The sequence below is a fragment of the Chryseobacterium sp. WX genome (assembly GCF_029542485.1).
GTDB classification, from domain to species: Bacteria; Bacteroidota; Bacteroidia; order Flavobacteriales; family Weeksellaceae; genus Chryseobacterium; species Chryseobacterium cucumeris.
Genome location: NZ_CP120710.1, coordinates 372,890 through 393,964 on the forward strand (window position 1 = coordinate 372,890; position 21,075 = coordinate 393,964).

Genomic DNA, 21,075 nt, shown 5'->3' on the forward strand with positions numbered 1-21,075 from the left:
CACATTGAAACAGCCTTTTTGTTTTTATGAATTCTGCTTAATTCTTTTCGCAGACATATTCAGGAATCGTTTTACCAGGAAAACAGCGGAAACCGTTAATCCCAGTCCAAGTGCGATCCACATTCCGAATGCGCCCATTTCTAAAGTAACACAGAAGAAATATCCCAAAGGAATGGTAATCACCCAGTATGCAATAAAGGTATAAATAGAAGGAATTTTCACATCCTGCAAACCTCTCAGCATTCCCAAAGCGGTCACCTGAATTCCATCAGAAAGCTGGAATAAAGCAGCGATGATCATCAGTTTTGCAGCCAGGGTGATGACTTCCACTTCTTCTTTTTTCGTGAAGAAGGTAGGAAGGATATTTCTGCCTAAAATAAACACCAATCCGCAGATGCACATGAAAATAAAGGCGATTTTCAGGTTGTTGATTCCTACCTTTCTCAGTTCCACAAAATTCTGTTCACCCAGTTTTCTCCCAATCATTACCGTAGAGGCAACACTGAATCCAACACATAAGTTGAAGGTAAATGAAGCCATGCTTAATGCGATCTGGTGAGAAGCAATATCGTGTGCTGAGATCAGCCCGCAAATAAATGCAGCTCCGGCAAAAGCAGTTACTTCAAAGAACATCTGTAAAGCTGTAGGTAATCCAAGTCTCACCATTTTATCAAACATCTGCTTTGAAAAAACCTGAATTTTTAAAGAGAAATCTTTGATATAGCGTCTTGTTCTTTCTTCTTTTACCAAAACAAAATAAAGAAAAACCACCATAAAAATTCTGGAAATCAGAGTAGCCAGTGCAGATCCCTGTACACCCATTGCCGGAATTCCCCAAAGTCCTTTGATAAAGACATAGTTTAAGGCAATATTGATGATATTGGCAATAATGGTCGCTTTGGTAACTCCAATGGTATAAGATAAACCTTCAGAAACTTCACGAAGGGTCTGAAAGGCCATGAATGGTATCATACTGATCACCATGATACTTAAAAAGCTTACCGTATCAGGAATGATCTTGGCGGGCTGTCCGGAATGATAGAGGAGAGGCATTCCCAAAAGGAGAATGACCATCAGGATAATTCCGACCGACATATTGATAATAAAGCCGTGGCTGAATACAGAATTGATCGTAGCGTGATCCTGTTTGGAGTGCGCTTCCGAAACCAATGGTGGAATGGCAAATGAAAAGCCCAGGGCTAGCACAAATATGGAGAAAAACACAGCATTCCCCAATGAAACAGATGCCAGAGCATCGGCACCCAATAATTTTCCGACAATAATATTATCGAATAAGTTTACTGAAACTTGCCCCACCTGAGTAAGCATTACAGGCAGAGCCAAAGTCAGGCATTCTTTTGTATAGTTTTTGTTTAAAAAGTTCATAATATTTTAAGATTCATATAGTTTATCATTCAAATTAGGTCAAAAAAAAATTTGCAGTGGTAACACTGCAAATTTTTATAATATGGTAAATAATAGCCTATTATTTCCTTACAAAACTTGCAACGTCACCTTCAGAAACAGTGTTTCCACCAAGAATAATCAATCTTTCAACAACATTCCTTAATTCTCGGATATTTCCAGTCCACGAAAGCGCTTTTAAAGCGTCAATAGCTTTATCATCAAACTTTTTCGCAGCAGTACCATGCTCATCAGCAATCATTCCTGAAAAGTGCTCAACCAATAATTTGATATCTTCTTTTCTTTCATCCAACGGTGGTACATAAATTTCAATAACAGAAAGTCTGTGGTAAAGGTCTTCTCTGAATTTTCCTTCCTCAATTTCTTTCTGCATATTTTTATTGGTTGCCGCAATTACTCTTACGTCAACTTTGATTTCTTTATCACTTCCTACAGGAGAAACTTTGCTTTCCTGAAGTGCTCTCAATACCTTAGCCTGAGCAATAAGGCTCATATCTCCAATCTCGTCAAGGAAGATCGTTCCCCCATTGGCCTGTTCAAATTTTCCCTGCTTATCTTTAATAGCACCTGTAAAAGATCCTTTTACGTGTCCGAAAAGTTCAGATTCAATAAGTTCAGATGGGATAGCAGCACAGTTTACCTCTACCATAGGGCCTCTTGCACGCTCACTTTGATTGTGGATTGCATGAGCTACCAGCTCTTTTCCTGCACCGTTAGGTCCTGTGATCAGAACTCTGGCATCAGAAGCAGCTACCTTTTCAATCATATCCTGAATCTTTTGAAGAGCAGGAGAAGTACCAATCATCTGGTATTTCTTACTTACTTTTCTTTTTAGAGTTTTATTTTCAGTCTGGAGATTTTTGTTTTCTTTCTTCAGGGTTTCTTTCACCAATGCATTTTTCACACTTGTAATAAGTCTGTTGATATCAATGGGTTTGGAAATAAAATCATATGCGCCCTCTTTCAAACAGGAAACAGCGGAATCAATGTCTGCGTGTCCTGAGATCATGATAAAAGTAGTTTCTGGTTTTAAGGCAAGACTTTGTTTCAAAAGCTCGGTTCCTGAAAGCTTAGGCATTTTAATATCAGAAATCACTAGGGCGAAATCTTCTTTTTCTACCTGCTTGTAACCTTCAAGGCCATCTTCGGCGATAACAAATTCATAATCGGTGAGTTCATCCGAAAGAATACTATGAAGTACTCCCGAGATTGCTTTTTCGTCTTCTACTATAAGGATTTTTTGCATAGTTGCAAATTTAAATTTTTTGTTTCAATTATTAGCAAAAACTGTACCTAAATATTCTATTTGGAGTAGTCTCTTCTTCCAAAAATAGCAGATCCAACCCTCACAGAGTTAGCCCCACACTCGATTGCTATCGGGAAATCATCACTCATTCCCATTGATAAAGTATTTAATGCTTTTGATTGATTTAATTCATCAAAAAGCTTCTTCAGTGTTAAAAATTCATTTCTAACCTGCTGCTCATCATCGGTGAATGTTGCCATTCCCATTAAACCAGTTATTTCCACATTGGGAAAATTGCCTTCAATAGATTGTTGAAAAAGAGCTTTCGCTTCAGAAATTTCAAGTCCGAACTTACTTTCTTCTGCTGCAATTTTTACCTGCAGAAGAACTTTAATCTTCCTGTTGTGTTTTCCTGCTTCTTTATTGATTTCTGTTAATAATTTTTCAGAATCCACACTTTGTATGGTATCTATGAAAGGAGCAATGTACTTCACTTTGTTGGTCTGTAAGTGACCAATCAAATGCCATTGGATATCCTGAGGAAGAAGAGGAGCTTTTTCCATCAGTTCCTGAACCTTGTTTTCTCCGAAAACTTTCTGTCCCAGGTCATATACTTCCTGAACAGCCGATGCAGGATGTGTTTTTGAAACAGCAACCAGCTGAACATTTGATGGCAGCTGGTCTTTTATAGCTATATAATTTTCTTTAATACTCATAGATGCAAATTTCCGAAAATTCCCTGACAGTTGCCAGTTATCAATACATTTTACACGGTACTTTTATTGTAAAATTAATTCAGAACCTCATTGATTTTAGGATATTGAGATATTTTTCTGAACACAAACCTGTTGCTTTTCTGCAATTTTTCAATAAACATATCCAGTTCATTGATAGAGTCTGCATCTCTCAGATACTGGTCGTGAGTAAGGAATACAAGGTGTCTGGATGTTTTCTCAAGGTCGTTCATGAAAATACTGTCTACTTTCTTAATCATGGCTTCATGACTTCCTTTTAAAGTCATTTTCTGAGAAGGTCTCCATTCAAGATCCCAGCCAATTACTTTATAACCTGCTTTTTTAAGGCCATCTGCTGCTAAAGTGGAACTTTTAATATCTGTTACATTAATATTGTTGAGCCTCCAGATATTTCTTCCGGGAGTTCTTGCTATTTTATCGGTAAGCTTCAGACTGTCTTTGGCGATGTCAAAATCGTGAACTACAGCATCAGCATTTTTATAAAAATCTGTGTATTTGTTGTGAGCATGAGAAAAACTGTGATTGGCCAGCTCTACCAAAGGGTTTTGCTTAAGCAATAGCAGATCATCCTTCTGTTTTTTGCTTCCATAAGCATGCTTCCCCACCAGAAAGGCAGTGGCGCAGACATTTCTCTTGTCCAGAATTTTTAAAAGATTTTCTGTCCCCTGATTGGGTCCGTCATCAAAGGTAAGGTAGATCACTCTTTTATCCGGGTCTACGCTTTCATCATCCATATTACTGGAGACTATTTCTGCGGAAGGATGTTCCTGTGAACTGACGACGGGGTCATTATTCACTTCATTCTTGAAATTACAGCTGTTCAATAAAGCCGAAGTTGTACTCATCAATACAACCATCCCGAGAAAAGTCATATTTTTTGACTTTCCCGCAAAAATTTTTCTCATAAAAATAATGGAATTTAAATTGTTAAAAATCGTTAAAAATAACAGGTGAAAATTAACAAATTATATGCCAAGCTGTGCAGTTGTTTTTCTTTTTAAGTTTATTTTAAGAACTTTGTTTTAAGGGAGATTTCCATTACCTGACAAGTTGTAAATTTATGATTTTCTTTTCTTTAAAATTTAACATTTATAAATATGAAAACGATAGTGTTTTTCTATATTTGTTAAGATTTCAATATTCTTCAATTGACGGAGAATTATTTTATTTTAACAAAATCAAATCATTCTGCCGGAGTGTTATTCCAAAATATGTTTTAGATACAGCGAATTTTTAATAGCTGCCGTTCCCCAGGTATTATTGAAGAAAATAAATGATGTTTGGGTTGTATTTTTAATCTTTTCAGCTAATGCATCCATGAAATCATTACTATATACTGATTTGTAAAGAACAGGTTTTCCATGAAGCCTGTAATAGAGTATTTCCGGATGATTAATAATAAGGTCTTCAGGAAGATTGCCTGGAAAACTTACGCCTGAGAAGACAATATCGTGTTGTTTTAAAAGATCAAATATCTCTTTTTGCCACCATGAACTGTGACGGAATTCAATGACGTTGAGAAATCTGGAATCGATATTGTTGATAATCCGTTCTGTGTTCTCAACTGTATTTGTAAAGGAAGGAGGAAGCTGATATAGAAATCCGGAAAGTTTATCCTTCAGGCTGTTTTGAATATGATTGCAGAATAGAACGATCTCATCTTTGGAATTTTCAAGCCGGTTTTGATGGGTGATGGCTTTTGGAATTTTAATGAAGAATCTGAAATTATCAGGTGTTTCAGCATGCCACTTCAATAATGTTTTTGAGGTCGGTTTTCTATAAAAAGTAGAATTGATTTCTACGGCATTGAATGTTTTTGAGTATAAAGAAAGAAAATCTTTACTTTGGGCATTTTCGGGATATAAAGACCCTTTCCAGTCGTTATTGTAAAATCCCGAGCACCCTATGTAAAGATTTTCTTTTGTCATGTTATTATTTTATATCCAGATCTACAGAGTTTAATCTTAATGAATTCAGTATCACAGACAGGGAACTGAAGCTCATGGCTGCAGCTGCAATCATTGGTGATAAAAGAATTCCAAAGAATGGATACAATAATCCTGCCGCAACCGGAACGCCCAGTACATTATAGATGAATGCGAAGAACAGATTCTCTTTAATGTTTTTGAGAAGTTTTTCACTAAGTAATTTAGCTTTTGCAACGCCTAAGATATCTCCTTTCAATAAAGTAATTTCAGCACTTTCAATCGCAACATCTGTTCCTGTTCCCATAGCAATGCCCACATCAGACTGTGCAAGGGCAGGAGAGTCGTTGATTCCGTCTCCCGTCATCGCTACAATTTTACCCTGCTGCTGTAGTTTTTTTACCTCATTGAGTTTATCTTCAGGAAGACAGTGGGCTTTGAAATGTTTGATTCCTAGTTCATCAGCAACAGCTTTGGCAGTATGTTCATTATCTCCGGTCATCATGATGACGTCTATACCTTCACTCATCAGCTGTTTTACGGCTTTCTTAGAGCTTTCTTTGATTTTATCTGTAAAGCTTACGAATCCCAGCACCTGCTGTTCCTGTGCGATATAAGAAATAGTATGAGCTTTAGACTGAACTTCTACTGCTTTCTGTTTTAAGCTCTCCGGAATCATAATCTGATGCGAGGTCAATAGACTTTCATTTCCAAGATAAGCGGTCTTGCCATTGATATTTCCTTTCACTCCTTTTCCTGAGATATTCTCAAACTGATCTACTTTTTCCACAGTCAGATTTTCTTCTTTTGCTCTTTTTATTATGGCATTGGAAAGTGGGTGTTCAGAATTTTGATTCAAAGAAAAAGCCAGTTTTAAAATCTGATTCTGATCTCCGTTTACTGTTTCAATATGTTCTACGGAGGGTTTCCCTTCTGTTAAAGTTCCTGTTTTATCAGTAATCAAAACATTTACTTTATTCATCTGTTCCAGAGCTTCTGCATTTTTGATAAGGATTCCGTTTTTAGCACCTTTTCCGATTCCAACCATTAAAGACATGGGAGTGGCCAGTCCAAGTGCACAGGGACATGCTACAATAAGAACTGCAACAGCATTCACAAAAGCAAATAAGGTTCTTTTCCCTTCCGGACCGAAAAACTGCCACAGAATAAAAGTAAGTACTGCAATAAGAATGACTACAGGGACAAATACTTTTGAAACTTTATCCGTAAGCTTCTGGATAGGTGCTTTGCTGCGGCTGGCTTCATTCACCATTTTGATGATCTGGGAAAGCAGTGTTTCATCACCTACTTTTTCTGCCTTCATAATGAATACCTGGTTACCGTTGATGGTTCCGGAAGATACTTTATCGTCAACATTTTTTTCAACAGGAACAGGTTCTCCGGTAATCATGCTTTCGTCCACAATAGAATTTCCCTCAATGATTTTTCCGTCTACGGGAATTTTTTCACCCGGTTTTACCTTTAATAAATCTCCTATTTTTACTTGGGAAAGCAGTACTTTTTTTTCTTCACCGTTTATCATAAGATTGGCTTCATCAGGTGAAAGATTCATTAATTCTTTAATGGCATTTCCTGTTTTTTTATGAGCTGCTGCTTCCATCAGCTGACCTAAAATAACAAGGGTTAAAATCACACAGACTGCCTCAAAATACAATGGGATTTCATGATTATGTCCACGAATTTCATGTGGAATAATGTCTGGAAATATCAGAGCAACAATACTGAAAATAAATGCAGCAGCAACTCCCAGAGCAATCAGACTGAACATATTGAGGTTCCATGTTTTGAAGGAAACCCAGCCTCTTTTCAACAGAAACCATCCTGAATAAAACATTACAGGAAGAGTCAATGCAAGCTCAATAAATCCCTGGATCTGATGAGAGAAAGGGAAGTTGATCAACATTCCTCCCATAGAAAGAATGAAAACCGGGATGGTAAATGCCAGTGAAATAAAAAATTTTCTTTTTAATATAGTATAGGTTTCATCTTCGTCATCATCACCGCTGTCCGGCATTCTCACAAGATCCATTCCGCAGATCGGGCAGTCTCCCGGTTCGTCACGAATGATTTCCGGATGCATAGGACAGGTGTATTTTGCGGTTTTCTTTTCCGGATATTTTACAAGATCCATTCCGCAAACCGGACATCCCACATTAGAATCATAGGTTTTGTCGCCTTCACAATACATTGGGCAGTAGTACCTACCTGCCATTTCATCAGTCACTTTAGGAGCCTCATGATGATGGTCATGATTATGATGATGGTGAGAATGAGAATGGGAATGAGCGTGATGCTGATGTGAGGTTGCTTTTTGGGCGAGTTCTTCAGTAATTGGCTCTAAATCCATATGACAAACAGGGCAGCTGCCTTTTTCATCATATACTTTATCCCCTTCACAAAACATCGGACAATAATGCTTCCCGATACTATCTTTAAAATTTTCAGGAAGGTTGGTTGATGAATAAGTTGGTTTATAATTAGGATCTTTGGCAAGCTTTTCTTCAATAGGAACCAGATACATTTTGCAGACAGGACATCTTTCCCCTTGTTTGAAATATACTTTATCTCCTTCACATTCCATTGGACAATAGTATACCGAAGACGGAGATACACGGTCCTGAGGTTTTACAAAGGCTGTCTCGGGATGATTGGGATCTTCAAGTCTGTATTTCCCTATTTCTGCCAGGGCATCATTTAATACCGAAAGTTTCACTCCATGATCAGAAGTGATGGTGGCGGTATGGGTTTCCAGATTTACATCGGCTTTAACACCATCAACACTGTTCAGTTGATTTGAAATTTTTTTCTGGCAGCCAGAACAGGTCATTCCGAGTATTTTATACTGTTGTTCCATGATTCTTAAATTTATAGTACAAATTTCCAAAATGGAAAACTAAGGTTGTTATAAATTTAAGGATAATAGTTATAAAATTAGGTGGAGTGGGAGAGTTTAAGGGTAGGAGAGTATAAGAGTAAGAGTGTTTGAGAGTTTGTAAGTTTGAATAGGAATGTTTAACTCCTTCACCCTAAGCGCTCAAACACTTAAACTTATAGATTGTCGAGTGCTTTGCGATTGTGTTCTTTGAGTTTTTTGAATTCAGTAGGAGTGAATCCTGTTGTATTCCTGAACTGGGAAGAAAGATGCTGTACACTTTTATACCCAAGTTTTCCTGCAATTTCAGTAAGGTTGAATTCGTTGTATAAAAGAAGCTCTTTTACCTTTTCTATTTTCTGAAGAATGAAGAATTGCTCTAATGTGATATTTTCGTTTTGAGAAAATGTTTTGGAAAGAGCACTGTAATCCTTGTGAAGTTTTGAACTTAAAAATTCGGAAAGCAGAAAATCTTCCGAGATATCGAGCTCGCTTATTTTTACAATGATCAGGTTTTTGATTTTTTCTACAGTCTGATGAGCTGAATCCATAATTCTTTCAAAACCTGTATCAAGCAGTTCTTTTTCTATGATCTGCATTTTTTCAGGAGAAAGATCAGCTTCCGTTTCTACTTCTCCCAGTAAGATATTAGCTGTCTTTACATCTGCATTACGGAAAATATTTTCTACTGCCGAAATGCATCTGTTGCAGACCATATTCTTTATGAAAATCTTCATAGGCTGTTGTTTAACCTGTCTTTTACGAATTCTATCTGGGTTTTGCCATGAGGAACAGGATTGCCTTCTTCGTTAAGGTTTACCATGACAATTCTTTCTACCGTAATAATGGTTTGATGAGTCATTTTGTTTCTTACATCACATCTCAAAGTAATAGAAGAAGACCCGAAATGGGTAGCTTCAATTCCAATTTCTATAATATCTCCCTGTTTGGCTGAGCTGACAAAGTTGATTTCAGAAATAAATTTGGTTACTACTTTTGTGTTTTCCAACTGAATGATAGCATAAAGTGCAGCTTCTTCATCAATCCATTGAAGGAGTCTTCCTCCAAAAAGTGAATGATTGGGGTTTAAGTCTTCGGGTTTCACCCATTTTCTGGTATGGTAGTTCATATCTTGTAATAATTTGCAGTACAAATTTAGTGTTAAAAGCTGATCTTTTCAAAACAATAGTATTTATTGATCTGAAAAGAATCATTCATTTTCTCAATCATTTTCTTTTGGAACGCATGGCTTTCGTTTTTGCTATAGCAGGATCATTCAGTAATGTTTGATATTCTTCGCTTTCTATGGCAATCAGAGCTACTTTCCCTTCTGTATTATGATGGAATCCAAACCCATATTTTTTTGCTAAAGGAGAACACCGTAGACAAGGCTGGCCTCTGGAAAAGAATTTTTCTCTTTCATTCTCTTTCTCATTTTTTGAAATTTCATTTTTAATGGCATAGCATTCAAAAATTAGATCATCGGAAGAATATTGATAAGGACTTTTTATAAGTTGCTCATATTGGAGATTGGCGAGTGTTTTTTCCTTTTTTTCAGGAGGAACCTGTGAACGGAAAACAGGACAATCTTCGGCGGCTTCAATGAGTGTGTTGGTATAATTTGTGGTGTAAAATTTCATATTCTGGTGCAGTATTTAAAATTTTATGAAGAATAGGACAATAAGGAAGTTGATAAATGAAATGTTGTGCGTTATACCAACTTGATTTTGAGGACTCAGCGTTGGCATTTGTTTTAAATCTTTAACTAATTTTATAACAAAATGTATTTCTAATTAACTGTTTGGTAATCAGTTTTTTAAACTGTTTTTATGCGTTTTTTTTGTTTTTAGATTCAACATAATGTGAGAAATATTTAAAAAAAGCTTTGATTTGAAATTTTTAATTGTATCTTGCATACGTTTATATTTGGAATCAATATTTGTTCATTAATTTATGTTGTTTTTCTTTTATATACCAAATTTTTATTAATTTTTTAATTTATTTAAAATGAACATTTTTGTTTCAAACATCAATTACGCAACTAAAGAGTATGAGTTGCACGATCTATTCGCAGAATTTGGTGATGTATCATCAGCTAAAATCGTTACAGACAGAGAAACTGGTCGTTCCAGAGGTTTCGGTTTTGTAGAAATGGGTGATGAAGAAGGAAAGCAAGCTATTGAAGCTCTTAACCAAAAAGAATTTAACGGAAAAACTCTAAACGTATCTGAGGCTAAGCCAAGAGAAGAGAAGCCAAGAAGAAGCTTCGATAACAACAGAGGTGGAGGTTATGGTAACAACAATAATAGAGGCGGAGGCTATGGTAACAACCGTGGCGGAGGCGGAAATCGTTGGTAAAAATATGAAGCGGCTTTTAAGCCGCTTTTTTTATGGAATTTAATTTCCAGTAAATCATTTAATTATAACTTGGGTTGGAAAATGATGATGTTTTGGCATAATTTTAGAAATTATCAATCAATCAAAAAATAATTATAATGAAAAAACATTTATTAGCATTAATGATGGTGTTTGGTGGATTATTAATTAATGCACAGAACATTTACACAGGGCAGAACTTAGAGCAAAATAGAAAATACTGGGCAAGTAACAACCGATACTATTTGATATTTCAGAATGATGGTAACCTTGTTTTGTATAACAGAGCCGGAGTTGCCATGTGGGATGCAGGAACTAATAACAAGGGAGTAAGAGCTGTTTTTCAGGATGATGGGAACTTAGTGGTTTATACTCCTGGAAATGGGGTGGCTTTTAGTTCTAATACTAATGGTAGAAGAGCGGAAAGATTAACTATTCAGGATGACGGAAATCTTGTTATTTATAATGGCTCAAACCCGTTATGGGCTTCAAAAAGCGATTTAAAAAATAGTGGAAGAGATAATGGCTTTGGCCGCGGAAATGGAAATATAAGTACTGGATACAAATTCCGTAAAGGAGGAAAAGTTTTCTCTCCTAATGGCAGTTATTATCTGACTTTCCAAAATGACGGAAATCTTGTTTTATCATATGATAACGGAGATGCAATCTGGGCATCCGGAACAGATAATAAAGGAAGCAGAGCGGAGTTCCAGTCAGATGGAAACCTAGTTGTTTATGATTCTTATAATAAAGCAGTATGGAGTTCAAATACTTCTCGCAGAGGAGCGAACAAGCTTTCTGTACAAAATGACGGGAATTTAGTCGTTTATAACGATTATACTCCATTGTGGAGTTCTGGAACTAATAGATAACAGACTATTTAGATAAAATAAAAAAGAGACTATCCATATGGTAGTCTCTTTTTATTTATTTTAATTTTACAAGGATATAAACGTTTTCGTAATAAATACTGGCAGTGTCGTTTTCAGAGTACTTTTCTCTTGTAATTTCACTGAAAATAAGCTTAACGTGATACTTTCCTAAATCAGATTCCATAGCAATTTCTGGGATTAATACATTTCCTTTCTTGTTTTTATTTTTCTCAAATAGTTTAATAATCTGTGGCCCGAAATCTATTTCCTCCTGAGAATTTAAACTGAGTTTTAATGAGGATTTTTCTGTCAGTTGGTCCGTAAGCTCAAACTGATCATTATTCAGTTGTTGGGGATCCCTGCTATACCGATGGAAAAAAAATAAATATTGATAATTCCCGATTTCTACAGCCTGTTCTTTACGAATAAGAACGAGTCTGTTCATTTCGTATGCTCTGTTTTTTACTGTTACATTCACATCCGAGAACTTATTCTGAATATCGTAATTGATACTATAAAATGTACCATTTTTAATATTGTCGGTTAATTCAGCCTGATCTTTTTCATTCAGTAGCGTTGATAGAAATTCACTTTGCTTTCTTTCAGCCAGAAATTCAAATTTATCAGCAATTTCATTACGGACAGTATCAGTAACTTTTTTCTGAAAATTAATCTTGCCTGCACTCATTAGCTGATGCTGGTTTAAAATATTCATCAATTCTGTTTTCTGACTTCTCTTAGCCACACTAAATGCATTAAGATAAGGGAAAACCAATGCAAAAGCACCAAATAAAAATAAGCTGACAGGAATGAACTTTATTGTAGCTTTTTTGTTGAAAATAAAGTAGACAACAATGCTTAACAACCATAGAGCAAGCAGCAGAACGAAATACCTTGGTTCTGTATAACCATATTCTAAAATTCTGGTAAAAATAGCAGTGAAAAGCAGAACGATCAAAGGAACAATGGTATAATAAAATGCTCTTGAAAATATTCTGACCCAGGATTTTGCGTTTTCTTCTTTCAACGGATGAACCAGAAGTAATGCAAGGATGCCAACAATGCTATAGGCTAAAACAAGGTAAGAAACCCAGCCTCTTGGAAGCTGCCAGTTGATTAATATTTTAACAGAATAAAAATAAAGAATTGTTACATAGATAAGGAGTAACGGAATTAATATAAACTGAGTAAAAAACTTCAGAACAACGGGATAAGTTCCGTCTTTTTCAAGGTTATTTAAGCCTTTGTCATTAAATAAAAGGAAAATAAAACTGCTTCCCAAAATAGCGAGAACAAAGAATGTATCTCTGTAAATTCTGTCATGAAAATTAAAGTCAAAAAGTTTATCAACCGCTAAGATGGCTAATTCCACACCGCCTGTCAGAACTCCTGTAAATACGGCAGTGAGAAAGATATTGATAAAAAGGTTTTTGTTATACTGCCAGAATCTGAGCTCTCTGTCTTTCTCCAGAAACGGAACAAATGATACCAATAAGTGAGAGAGAAGAGCCGTAACAGCAATGATATAAGCGTATACTTCTGTAAAACTGTTTTTTTTATCAGGCAGGATATAATAGAAACCTATAAGGAAAACTATACCGCATACTTGTAGTAGTAATTCTTTCCCGATTCTCTGTGACAACATTTTTAATGCAAACATCAGAGAAATTCCGAGACAGGAACAAATGGTGAACTTAATATAAGAAGTAATTTCACTACGTTCCGTTTCCACAATGTATATGGCACCAATAGCAGCTAATAAAGCCATTACCAAAATCATTGGATATCGGAAAATGACTTCATTGGCCCGGCTTAGAGTTTCCTGGAATTTTGTTTTCATGATTTGGTGTTTTTAAGGTTTAGATTAATCTTTTTTCTTTTTTTTCTTTTTATCCTTGTCTTTTTCTTTTCCTTTGGTTTTCTTTTCTTTTTTTGGATTCAGGATTTCTTCAGCTACTTCGAACTTAGGTTCTTCCACCTTTGCTGGCTTTATTTCGATTTTTAGATCAAAATAACCCTTCATATCTTCCTGGGAAATTAATTTTTCACTTAATAAAAGCTCCAGGATTTCCTTCCCTGAATGATTAAAAAAGTTGTGTGAAAGTTCTTTTAATAGAAATTTTTTATACCCATCTAAAGGAACAAGTACGCTGTATTTAAAGATTCTTCCTTCTTTTACAGTAGATAGATAGCCTTTTTCAACTAATATTTTCAAATAAGTGGAAACCGTGTTCTGGTGTGGTTTCGGTTCCGGATGCTGCTCCATAACGTCCTTCAGATAAAAAGATTCCATTTTCCAAAACAGCTTCATAAAGTTTTCTTCTGCGGCAGTAAGATGATTTATTTTCATAGAGTATTCTAATGTTGAAATTGAATATTGCAATAAAGATAGATAAAAGATACCAGAAAAGCTATTCCAGCCCCCATAAATACTTCTTTTACGGTATGTCTTTTTAAAATGATACGTGTGATTCCGACTAAAATAGCGATTCCCAGCCATGCAAAACCCATTTTCCAGTTCAGGGAGAAAAAGAGTGCTGCCACAAATACATTGAATGCTGTATGCATCGAGCTTTTGATAAAAAGATTGCTGATCTGAAGAGCGAAAAGTAGTACCAGAATAAATAGCATGACAAAATCAATGTATCCGTTTCTGATATAATTAAAAAGAAGATAGGCGATCACACAAACTGCAATAAATATATATAAGGTTTTCCTTTGGACACGGTTGGAAACATCCATATTGGTGTACCTTCCAGTCTTTACATTCCATACCAGCCATATCACAACCGGAATAATGATCATTAATAATACAGGAAGGAAATAAAGCATAGAATTTTTAAGGGAATATTCTCTGATGCTCATGTAGATAAAGAAAATGATCAGAGAGACCAAAGGATTAAAAAAATCAGAGATGACTTTTGAAATTTTATGTAATAATGAAGATTGTTTTTCTTCCATAGTTGAGATTAAAAACCAAATATACTATTATAACCTCAAAAATCAAATGGAAACCATGAGACGGAATAGGTGGTTTAATGGGTAAGTTATCTGATTACTAAATGTTTTGATGAAGTGAAATGTTTTTTTGCTTCTTTAAATGAATACTGAATTTTGCAGGAAATGCTTAATATTAATTGATCAGTCTTACTCAGCATTATCATGTAACCTGTATTCATATTATTTATATTTTCAGGTTGTTTAGCCTTTATTCAAAAAGTTTCCCGGGAAAATATTGTTACACTACAACCTATCCATCAATTGTGTCAATCCTGAAATCGGGATTCAATGAAAAACAGAGGTTGTTTACCTGCTTGAGTGAAAAGGTGAGTATACAATGAAAATGGCAGGGAAGGATTTATAGCAGACAAAGATTGGAAGGAAATTAAAGCAGAACGGTAAAACAATAGGGTAATTTCGTTAATGAAATTGAAGACAGAACTCTGAAACTTACAGATTTTTCCCGGAAAAGAAGCTGTTGAAATAACCAAAATATATATTAACAATAATTAAAGAGGAATAAAATAGGAGAACAAAATATAAAGAATTCCAATGTCTCCTAATTATATGTTGTTTCGGGAAATACTTATGAATAGGGCGATTTCTGAAATATTACGGAAAGAATGTAATGGATAAAACTTAGCTTTATCAAGCTTCCAAGGGGTCGGAAATTAAGAATAATCCATACAGCCCGCAAATAGATTTTGCAGAAAAATCGAAAAGTTATCTATGTATAGAATAAAAACAAAGTTTTTTTCATAATTTTGCTCAACTATTTCATCATAAAAAAGCAAGAGCTAACACATGAAAGAATTTTCTAAAGAGGTATACCTGAAGTGGTATGAAGATATGACAATGTGGAGAAGGTTTGAAGACAAATGCCGTTCTCTTTACCTAAAACAAAAGATCAGAGGATTTTTACATTTGTATAACGGTCAGGAAGCTATCCCTGCCGGTTTTACACATGCAATGGATCTTACAAAGGATAGTATGATTACTGCTTACAGATGTCACATCCATCCAATGGCGATGGGAGTAGATCCTAAAAGAATCATGGCTGAACTTTGTGGTAAAGCTACCGGAACATCCGGAGGTATGGGTGGATCTATGCACATTTTCAGTAAAGAACACCGTTTTTACGGAGGACATGGTATCGTTGGAGGACAAATTCCATTAGGTGCAGGTATTGCTTTTGCAGATAAATATTTCGACAGAAAAGCAGTAAATATCTGTTTCTTTGGTGATGGTGCTGCAAGACAAGGTTCTTTACATGAGACCTTCAACATGGCAATGAACTGGAAACTTCCTGTAGTATTTGTTGTAGAAAACAACCAGTATGCAATGGGAACTTCTGTAAAAAGAACAGCCAACCACGAAGATATCTATAAATTAGGATTAGGATACGAAATGCCTTGCCTTGCTGTAGATGCAATGGATCCTGAAAAAGTGGCAGAAGCTGCTTACGAAGCTATTGAAAGAGCAAGAAGAGGAGACGGACCTACTTTCATTGAAGCAAGAACTTACCGTTACAGAGGACACTCTATGTCTGATGCCGAGCCATATAGATCTAAAGAAGAAGTAGCTCTTCATAAAAATGATGACCCAATCGAATTGATAAAACATAGAATTTTAGAAAACGGATGGGCTACAGATGCAGAATTGGAAGTTATGGATAACAAATCCAGAGACTTTGTTGAAGAGTGTATCGAATTTATGGAAAACTCCCCGTATCCGGATGCAGAAAAAGTCTATGAGTATGTATATGCTCAGGAAGATTATCCATTCTTAGACAAATTAGAAAACTAAAAAATAAAAATTTATTTGAAATTTGAAGTTTGAAATTTCTGAAATCTCAAATCTCAAATCTCGAATCTCAAATCAATATAGATTATGGCAGAAGTAATTACGATGCCCCGCCTGTCCGACACAATGACGGAGGGTAAGGTGGCCAAATGGCATAAAAAAGTAGGAGATAAAGTAAAAGAAGGAGATATTTTAGCTGAAATTGAAACTGATAAAGCAGTTCAGGATTTCGAATCTGAAATAGAAGGAACCCTTTTATACGTAGGTGTAGAAGAAGGATCTGCTGCTGCTGTAGACTCTGTTTTAGCTATTATCGGGAATGAAGGAGAAGATATTTCAGGATTGACAGGTGGGGCTGCTGCTCCCGCTGCTGCAACTGAAGAAAAAAAATCAGAAGAACAGCCTAAAGTAGAAACTGCTGCGCCTGCTGCTGCAGAAGTTCCGGCAGGAGTTGAAATTATTACAATGCCAAGACTTTCTGATACAATGACAGAAGGTAAAGTGGCTAAATGGCACAAAAACGTAGGAGATACAGTAAAAGAAGGAGACCTTCTTGCTGAGATCGAAACAGATAAAGCAGTACAGGATTTCGAATCTGAATTCAATGGAGTATTATTGAAGCAAGGTGTAGAAGAAGGAGGTGCTGCTCCGGTTGATTCCGTATTAGCAATCATTGGTCCTGCAGGAACAGATGTTTCCGCTGTAGGAGCTCCAAAAGCTGCCGGTCAGTCAACTGAAAAACCAGCTGAACAAAAAGCAGAAGCTAAAACAGAAGAAAAAGCTGCTCCGGTTGCGAACTCTTCATCTTCTGACAGAGTAGCAATCTCTCCACTGGCTAAGAAAATGGCTCAGGATAAGGGAGTTGATATCAACAGTGTTCAGGGTTCTGGTGAAAACGGAAGAATCGTTAAAAAAGATATTGAAAACTATCAGCCAGCTGCAAAACCAGCTGCTTCAGCTCCTGCAGCAAGCGCTGCTCCTGTTGCAGTAAGCTTTGTACAAGGTGAAGATACAGAGACTCCAAATTCACAAGTAAGAAATATTATTGCAAAACGTCTTTCTGAAAGTAAATTCTCTGCCCCTCACTATTATCTGATGGTTGAGATCAATATGGATAAAGCAATTGAGGCTAGAAAAGAAATCAATTCTTTACCTGATACTAAGATCTCTTTCAATGATATGATTATTAAAGCAACTGCAATTGCTTTAAGAAAACATCCTCAGGTTAATTCAAGCTGGGCAGGTGATAAGATCATTCACAGAGGAAATATCAACATCGGCGTAGCAGTAGCTATTCCAGACGGATTGGTAGTTCCGGTATTGAAAAATACAGATCAGATGACGTATACTCAGATTTCTGCATCTGTAAAAGATATGGCTTCAAGAGCTAAGAATAAAGGTCTTAAAGCTAATGAAATGGAAGGATCCACATTCTCTATTTCAAACTTAGGAATGTTCGGAATCGAAACGTTTACAAGTATCATCAATCAGCCAAACTCTGCAATCCTTTCAGTAGGAGCCATTATTGAGAAACCAATCGTTAAAGATGGTCAGATCGTAGTTGGAAACACCATGAAACTTTCATTGGCGTGTGACCACAGAGTAGTAGACGGTGCCACAGGGGCTCAGTTCCTACAGACATTAAGAACCTATTTAGAAAGTCCATTAACTTTGTTACTGTAATTTTCTGAACTGAAAATAGTAAAACCTCCCAAATCGGGAGGTTTTTTGGTTTTTAATATATTTGAAAAATTACTTTTTCAGGATCTTTATTTATTCCTAAAGCTCCTTTACTTATGATTTCAATTCCGCTATTCTTTCTAAATACCGGGTAGAATTATGAAAAAAAGATTTTGAATAATAATTTATTTCTCTCAAGTTTGAAAAATAATTATATTTAACAAAATAAAAACCAAATGTCTATGAAAAAAACTATTTTTCGATTATTCTTTCTGTTTACTATTCTGTCCACCTTATGGTGTTGCCGGAACGAAGAATTCTCAACAGAAGACTCTGCGCAACAAGACTCTTATAGTTCTTCTACCAGATTTGCTTCAAAAAGCTTCTGGAAGGAAGACGAAGTATACATCCATAAAGTACTGCAGGTATTTATGAAAGTAGCCAATGCTGAGCATGTAAAAAGCAGATATGGTGAGCTGTACTGGGATTATGCTATGACCTTCGGCCAGTTCGGAGAAAAATATCTGCTTGTTCCTGTAGTAAAAGATAATAGAGTAATTCTCCTTATGGAAGCCGTAAGGGAAGGAAATAAAGTCTATTTCTTTGAAAAAGATGACAAAAAAATGATTGATTTCTTCCATGCTATTATCTTTTCCAATATCACCGATTATGGGGAGAAAACAGAGCCTCAAACCGGAATTTCATCAAGAAATACGCCGACTTTTGTGTGTAGTACAAGATGGATTACCATAGGATGTACCAACAACGAGCCTAATTGTACTCCATATACAACTTCGGAAACAATTTGTAAATGGACTCCCGGCACAAACCCCAAGACATTTGATCCTATAGGAATGGATGACGGAGGCGGAGGTGGTGATGGCTATGAATATCCGGATCCGCCGGAAACAGAAGATCCTTGTACAAAGTTGAAGGCTCAGAATATAAATGCTAATTTTAAAGTTAAAGTGGATCTTTTAGCTACAAAAGTAGGCCTCAAAAAAGAAACAGGATATGCTGAAAGTAAAAGCGGAGTATTTACAGAGTTATCACCAGCTGTTTCTACAGCAAGTTCGGACGGAATGACAGTTACAGTAACCCCAGATCTTAAAGGATACATCCACACTCATTTGAATGATTATGAAACAGGCAAGACTAATGAAAATGGAGAAATAGAAATAAATCAGCCTATCAGAATGTTTTCTCCGGCAGATGTTAATACATTGATGACCATGGCAGGAATGGTGACTGATGATAATTACAGTGAGCTTTATGGAGCTATGGTTTCCAGTTATGGGAATTATACCATTATGTTTACAGGTGCTCCAACGGATATCAAAACAGGATTCGACACTCAGCGGTGGAGGGATGAATATGCTGCATTTCGAACAAGAAATCCTTATTGGTCTTTTGAAAAATTATTTCTTAACTTTTTGAGATACAATATGGACGTACAGGGAGTAGAATTATATAAAATAAAATCTAATGGTACTGTACAGAAAAAAACATTAAATTCGAATAATAACGTACAATCTAATGATTGTCCTTAAAAATTAAAATTTATAACAATGAAAAATAAATTATTTATACTGGCATTGCTATCTTTGTTTGTTTCTTGTAAAGCACAAGTGATAGGAACTTTGGAACAATTTGAAGAATGCGCAATGCGTCCTAATCATGATGAAGGCTGCCCTGATTTAGAGAACATCACATATGTAAAGGACACTAACAATAGACTTGACAAGTTGATAGGGATATGGAAAGGCGTTGCTAATAGTAAACAATATGAGATTAAATTAGATAAAAAGATAAACTATAAAAATAATCCTAATGATGCGCTTTCATGGGATATGATTATCGGACGTATGCTAATCAAAGATAACCAAGGAAATGTTATTTATAATTCTTTGAACAAATCTGATAATGATACGTATTTTTGGGGATATAATTTTCAAAAAAGATCATATTTAATGCATTTTGTTGGCAACTATGATTGTTTAGAATCCGGTAATGTATTTATAGAAACTAGAAAAAACAATCCTAATGAAATGACATTGTATTACTCTCAGGATAAAGATGGACTTTTAAATCCTTCAAAATGTCCAAACTTCAGCAGCTTTGTACCTCTATTACCCCAAGAAAAAATGGTATTAACAAAACAATAAAATAAAACCTCCAAGGAGGTTTTTCTGTTTTTTGGTAAATGGAAATGGAGACACCTAACAAAACCTTATGGGTTAAGAAGAAAGTTTATATTACAAAAATTTTTGCAAAAAAATAAGACAGGAATAATTAAAAAAATTAATATAAAAGACTTCTATAAATGAATTAGCAAAATCTAATAATATTAAATCTAAAATAAAATACAAACCGCTTCAAAAAGCGGTTTTTTATTTGCAGGCAATTCACTACTTTTGAATCATGATTAAAGCAAGAAATATCCATAAATCTTATGGGAATTTAGAGGTACTGAAAGGTGTTGATATTCAGATCAAAACGGGGGAAGTGGTTTCTATTGTAGGAGAATCAGGAGCTGGTAAATCTACATTGCTGCAGATTCTGGGAACTTTGGATCATCCTAGTCAATCTAATAAATATGATACTGAAATTGAAATTGCAGGAGAATCATTTATTAATATGAATGATAAACAGCTGTCAAAATTTAGAAATCAGAATATCGGTTTCGTATTTCAGTTTCATCAGCTTCTTCCGGAGTTTACCGCATTGGAAAATGTATTGCTTCCGACAAAAATAGCTGGAGCTAACGAAAGAGAAGCTATCGAAAAAGCTTATGCTTTATTTGAAGATCTAAAGATAGAGCAAAGACTGAATCATAAACCCAACCAGCTTTCAGGTGGAGAGGCGCAAAGGGTAGCTGTAGCAAGAGCTTTAATCAATTCCCCGAAAATTATTTTTGCAGATGAGCCTACAGGTAACCTTGATTCCAAGAACGCCGATGATCTTCATAGATTGTTTTTTGATCTTAGAGACAAATACAACCAAACTTTTGTCATTGTAACGCATAACCCGAATCTGGCAGAAATCACAGACCGCAAGCTCGTTATGAAAGACGGAATGATCATAGAGTAGTATATAAAAC

Annotated in this window: 19 protein-coding genes; 7 read left to right on the plus strand and 12 right to left on the minus strand. The window is 35.6% G+C overall.

The window, feature by feature from the left end; all coding sequences use genetic code 11:
• Positions 1 to 24: 24 nt before the first annotated feature.
• The 9 genes from PZ898_RS01665 to PZ898_RS01705 form a co-directional block, all read right to left on the minus strand.
• Entirely contained in the window at positions 25 to 1,386 is a 1,362-nt protein-coding gene (locus PZ898_RS01665) for an MATE family efflux transporter (protein WP_062670239.1), read from the minus strand.
• Positions 1,387 to 1,486: 100 nt separating this feature from the next.
• On the minus strand, positions 1,487 to 2,671 hold the full coding sequence (locus PZ898_RS01670; protein ID WP_120230883.1) for a sigma-54 dependent transcriptional regulator: 1,185 nt from the start codon (positions 2,669 to 2,671) through the stop codon (positions 1,487 to 1,489).
• A gap of 56 nt (positions 2,672 to 2,727) precedes the next feature.
• Positions 2,728 to 3,387 carry a YggS family pyridoxal phosphate-dependent enzyme gene (locus tag PZ898_RS01675; RefSeq protein WP_277694623.1) on the minus strand — a complete coding sequence of 220 codons (660 nt, stop codon included), beginning with the start codon at positions 3,385 to 3,387 and terminating at the stop codon, positions 2,728 to 2,730.
• A 74-nt stretch (positions 3,388 to 3,461) separates the two neighbouring features.
• Positions 3,462 to 4,331, minus strand: a complete 870-nt coding sequence (locus tag PZ898_RS01680) for a polysaccharide deacetylase family protein (protein ID WP_123278419.1) — start codon at positions 4,329 to 4,331, stop codon at positions 3,462 to 3,464.
• A 294-nt stretch (positions 4,332 to 4,625) separates the two neighbouring features.
• On the minus strand, positions 4,626 to 5,354 hold the full coding sequence (locus PZ898_RS01685; RefSeq protein WP_277694624.1) for a DUF72 domain-containing protein: 729 nt from the start codon (positions 5,352 to 5,354) through the stop codon (positions 4,626 to 4,628).
• Between the two features lie 4 nt (positions 5,355 to 5,358).
• A complete protein-coding gene (locus tag PZ898_RS01690) occupies positions 5,359 to 8,226 on the minus strand; it encodes a heavy metal translocating P-type ATPase (protein ID WP_277694625.1) in 2,868 nt (955 codons plus the stop codon).
• Positions 8,227 to 8,420: 194 nt separating this feature from the next.
• Positions 8,421 to 8,981 carry an AraC family transcriptional regulator gene (locus PZ898_RS01695; protein ID WP_062670227.1) on the minus strand — a complete coding sequence of 187 codons (561 nt, stop codon included), beginning with the start codon at positions 8,979 to 8,981 and terminating at the stop codon, positions 8,421 to 8,423.
• Complete coding sequence (locus tag PZ898_RS01700) at positions 8,978 to 9,373, minus strand: hotdog domain-containing protein (protein WP_062670225.1); 396 nt, start codon at positions 9,371 to 9,373, stop codon at positions 8,978 to 8,980. Before PZ898_RS01700 ends, PZ898_RS01695 begins: the two co-directional genes overlap by 4 nt.
• A gap of 97 nt (positions 9,374 to 9,470) precedes the next feature.
• Entirely contained in the window at positions 9,471 to 9,884 is a 414-nt protein-coding gene (locus PZ898_RS01705; RefSeq protein WP_277694626.1) for a DUF6157 family protein, read from the minus strand.
• A gap of 367 nt (positions 9,885 to 10,251) precedes the next feature.
• On the opposite strand from PZ898_RS01705, the gene PZ898_RS01710 reads away from it, so the two are divergent.
• Together PZ898_RS01710 and PZ898_RS01715 are read left to right on the plus strand one after the other, a co-directional pair.
• Positions 10,252 to 10,602: an RNA-binding protein gene (locus PZ898_RS01710; RefSeq protein ID WP_034696719.1), complete on the plus strand. Its 351-nt coding sequence runs from the start codon at positions 10,252 to 10,254 to the stop codon at positions 10,600 to 10,602.
• Between the two features lie 137 nt (positions 10,603 to 10,739).
• On the plus strand, positions 10,740 to 11,492 hold the full coding sequence (locus PZ898_RS01715) for a hypothetical protein (RefSeq protein ID WP_062670220.1): 753 nt from the start codon (positions 10,740 to 10,742) through the stop codon (positions 11,490 to 11,492).
• A gap of 55 nt (positions 11,493 to 11,547) precedes the next feature.
• On the opposite strand, the gene PZ898_RS01720 is transcribed toward PZ898_RS01715, so the two are convergent.
• From PZ898_RS01720 to PZ898_RS01730, 3 genes are read right to left on the minus strand one after another with little or no spacing between them, the layout of a single operon-like run.
• Entirely contained in the window at positions 11,548 to 13,332 is a 1,785-nt protein-coding gene (locus tag PZ898_RS01720; protein ID WP_277694627.1) for a DUF4153 domain-containing protein, read from the minus strand.
• A gap of 24 nt (positions 13,333 to 13,356) precedes the next feature.
• The gene (locus PZ898_RS01725) at positions 13,357 to 13,842 is read right to left on the minus strand and encodes a BlaI/MecI/CopY family transcriptional regulator (RefSeq protein WP_277694628.1); all 486 of its coding nucleotides are present in this window, start codon (positions 13,840 to 13,842) and stop codon (positions 13,357 to 13,359) included.
• Between the two features lie 8 nt (positions 13,843 to 13,850).
• Positions 13,851 to 14,453, minus strand: coding sequence for a phosphatase PAP2 family protein (locus PZ898_RS01730; RefSeq protein WP_120230891.1), 603 nt, complete (start codon positions 14,451 to 14,453; stop codon positions 13,851 to 13,853).
• Between the two features lie 843 nt (positions 14,454 to 15,296).
• On the opposite strand from PZ898_RS01730, the gene pdhA reads away from it, so the two are divergent.
• The 5 genes from pdhA to PZ898_RS01755 all read left to right on the plus strand — a co-directional run bounded on the left by pdhA (position 15,297) and on the right by PZ898_RS01755 (position 21,065).
• Positions 15,297 to 16,298 carry a pyruvate dehydrogenase (acetyl-transferring) E1 component subunit alpha gene (pdhA, locus tag PZ898_RS01735; RefSeq protein WP_277694629.1) on the plus strand — a complete coding sequence of 334 codons (1,002 nt, stop codon included), beginning with the start codon at positions 15,297 to 15,299 and terminating at the stop codon, positions 16,296 to 16,298.
• Between the two features lie 84 nt (positions 16,299 to 16,382).
• Entirely contained in the window at positions 16,383 to 17,978 is a 1,596-nt protein-coding gene (locus tag PZ898_RS01740; RefSeq protein ID WP_123278412.1) for a 2-oxo acid dehydrogenase subunit E2, read from the plus strand.
• A 239-nt stretch (positions 17,979 to 18,217) separates the two neighbouring features.
• Positions 18,218 to 19,525, plus strand: a complete 1,308-nt coding sequence (locus PZ898_RS01745) for a hypothetical protein (protein WP_131797463.1) — start codon at positions 18,218 to 18,220, stop codon at positions 19,523 to 19,525.
• Positions 19,526 to 19,543: 18 nt separating this feature from the next.
• Entirely contained in the window at positions 19,544 to 20,140 is a 597-nt protein-coding gene (locus tag PZ898_RS01750) for a DUF6705 family protein (RefSeq protein ID WP_062670202.1), read from the plus strand.
• Positions 20,141 to 20,396: 256 nt separating this feature from the next.
• Complete coding sequence (locus tag PZ898_RS01755; RefSeq protein WP_062670198.1) at positions 20,397 to 21,065, plus strand: ABC transporter ATP-binding protein; 669 nt, start codon at positions 20,397 to 20,399, stop codon at positions 21,063 to 21,065.
• Positions 21,066 to 21,075: the final 10 nt, after the last annotated feature.

Excerpts from the sequence above, each read along its gene's own strand:
- PZ898_RS01720 (WP_277694627.1), bottom strand. The coding sequence starts at position 13,332 with ATGAAAACAAAATTCCAGGAAACTCTAAGCCGGGCCAATGAAGTCATT.
- PZ898_RS01745 (WP_131797463.1), top strand. The coding sequence starts at position 18,218 with ATGAAAAAAACTATTTTTCGATTATTCTTTCTGTTTACTATTCTGTCC.
- pdhA (WP_277694629.1), top strand. The coding sequence starts at position 15,297 with ATGAAAGAATTTTCTAAAGAGGTATACCTGAAGTGGTATGAAGATATG.
- PZ898_RS01695 (WP_062670227.1), bottom strand. The coding sequence starts at position 8,981 with ATGAAGATTTTCATAAAGAATATGGTCTGCAACAGATGCATTTCGGCA.
- PZ898_RS01690 (WP_277694625.1), bottom strand. The coding sequence starts at position 8,226 with ATGGAACAACAGTATAAAATACTCGGAATGACCTGTTCTGGCTGCCAG.
- PZ898_RS01740 (WP_123278412.1), top strand. The coding sequence starts at position 16,383 with ATGGCAGAAGTAATTACGATGCCCCGCCTGTCCGACACAATGACGGAG.
- PZ898_RS01750 (WP_062670202.1), top strand. The coding sequence starts at position 19,544 with ATGAAAAATAAATTATTTATACTGGCATTGCTATCTTTGTTTGTTTCT.
- PZ898_RS01725 (WP_277694628.1), bottom strand. The coding sequence starts at position 13,842 with ATGAAAATAAATCATCTTACTGCCGCAGAAGAAAACTTTATGAAGCTG.
- PZ898_RS01665 (WP_062670239.1), bottom strand. The coding sequence starts at position 1,386 with ATGAACTTTTTAAACAAAAACTATACAAAAGAATGCCTGACTTTGGCT.
- PZ898_RS01670 (WP_120230883.1), bottom strand. The coding sequence starts at position 2,671 with ATGCAAAAAATCCTTATAGTAGAAGACGAAAAAGCAATCTCGGGAGTA.
- PZ898_RS01675 (WP_277694623.1), bottom strand. The coding sequence starts at position 3,387 with ATGAGTATTAAAGAAAATTATATAGCTATAAAAGACCAGCTGCCATCA.
- PZ898_RS01700 (WP_062670225.1), bottom strand. The coding sequence starts at position 9,373 with ATGAACTACCATACCAGAAAATGGGTGAAACCCGAAGACTTAAACCCC.
- PZ898_RS01755 (WP_062670198.1), top strand. The coding sequence starts at position 20,397 with ATGATTAAAGCAAGAAATATCCATAAATCTTATGGGAATTTAGAGGTA.
- PZ898_RS01705 (WP_277694626.1), bottom strand. The coding sequence starts at position 9,884 with ATGAAATTTTACACCACAAATTATACCAACACACTCATTGAAGCCGCC.
- PZ898_RS01710 (WP_034696719.1), top strand. The coding sequence starts at position 10,252 with ATGAACATTTTTGTTTCAAACATCAATTACGCAACTAAAGAGTATGAG.
- PZ898_RS01685 (WP_277694624.1), bottom strand. The coding sequence starts at position 5,354 with ATGACAAAAGAAAATCTTTACATAGGGTGCTCGGGATTTTACAATAAC.
- PZ898_RS01730 (WP_120230891.1), bottom strand. The coding sequence starts at position 14,453 with ATGGAAGAAAAACAATCTTCATTATTACATAAAATTTCAAAAGTCATC.
- PZ898_RS01680 (WP_123278419.1), bottom strand. The coding sequence starts at position 4,331 with ATGAGAAAAATTTTTGCGGGAAAGTCAAAAAATATGACTTTTCTCGGG.
- PZ898_RS01715 (WP_062670220.1), top strand. The coding sequence starts at position 10,740 with ATGAAAAAACATTTATTAGCATTAATGATGGTGTTTGGTGGATTATTA.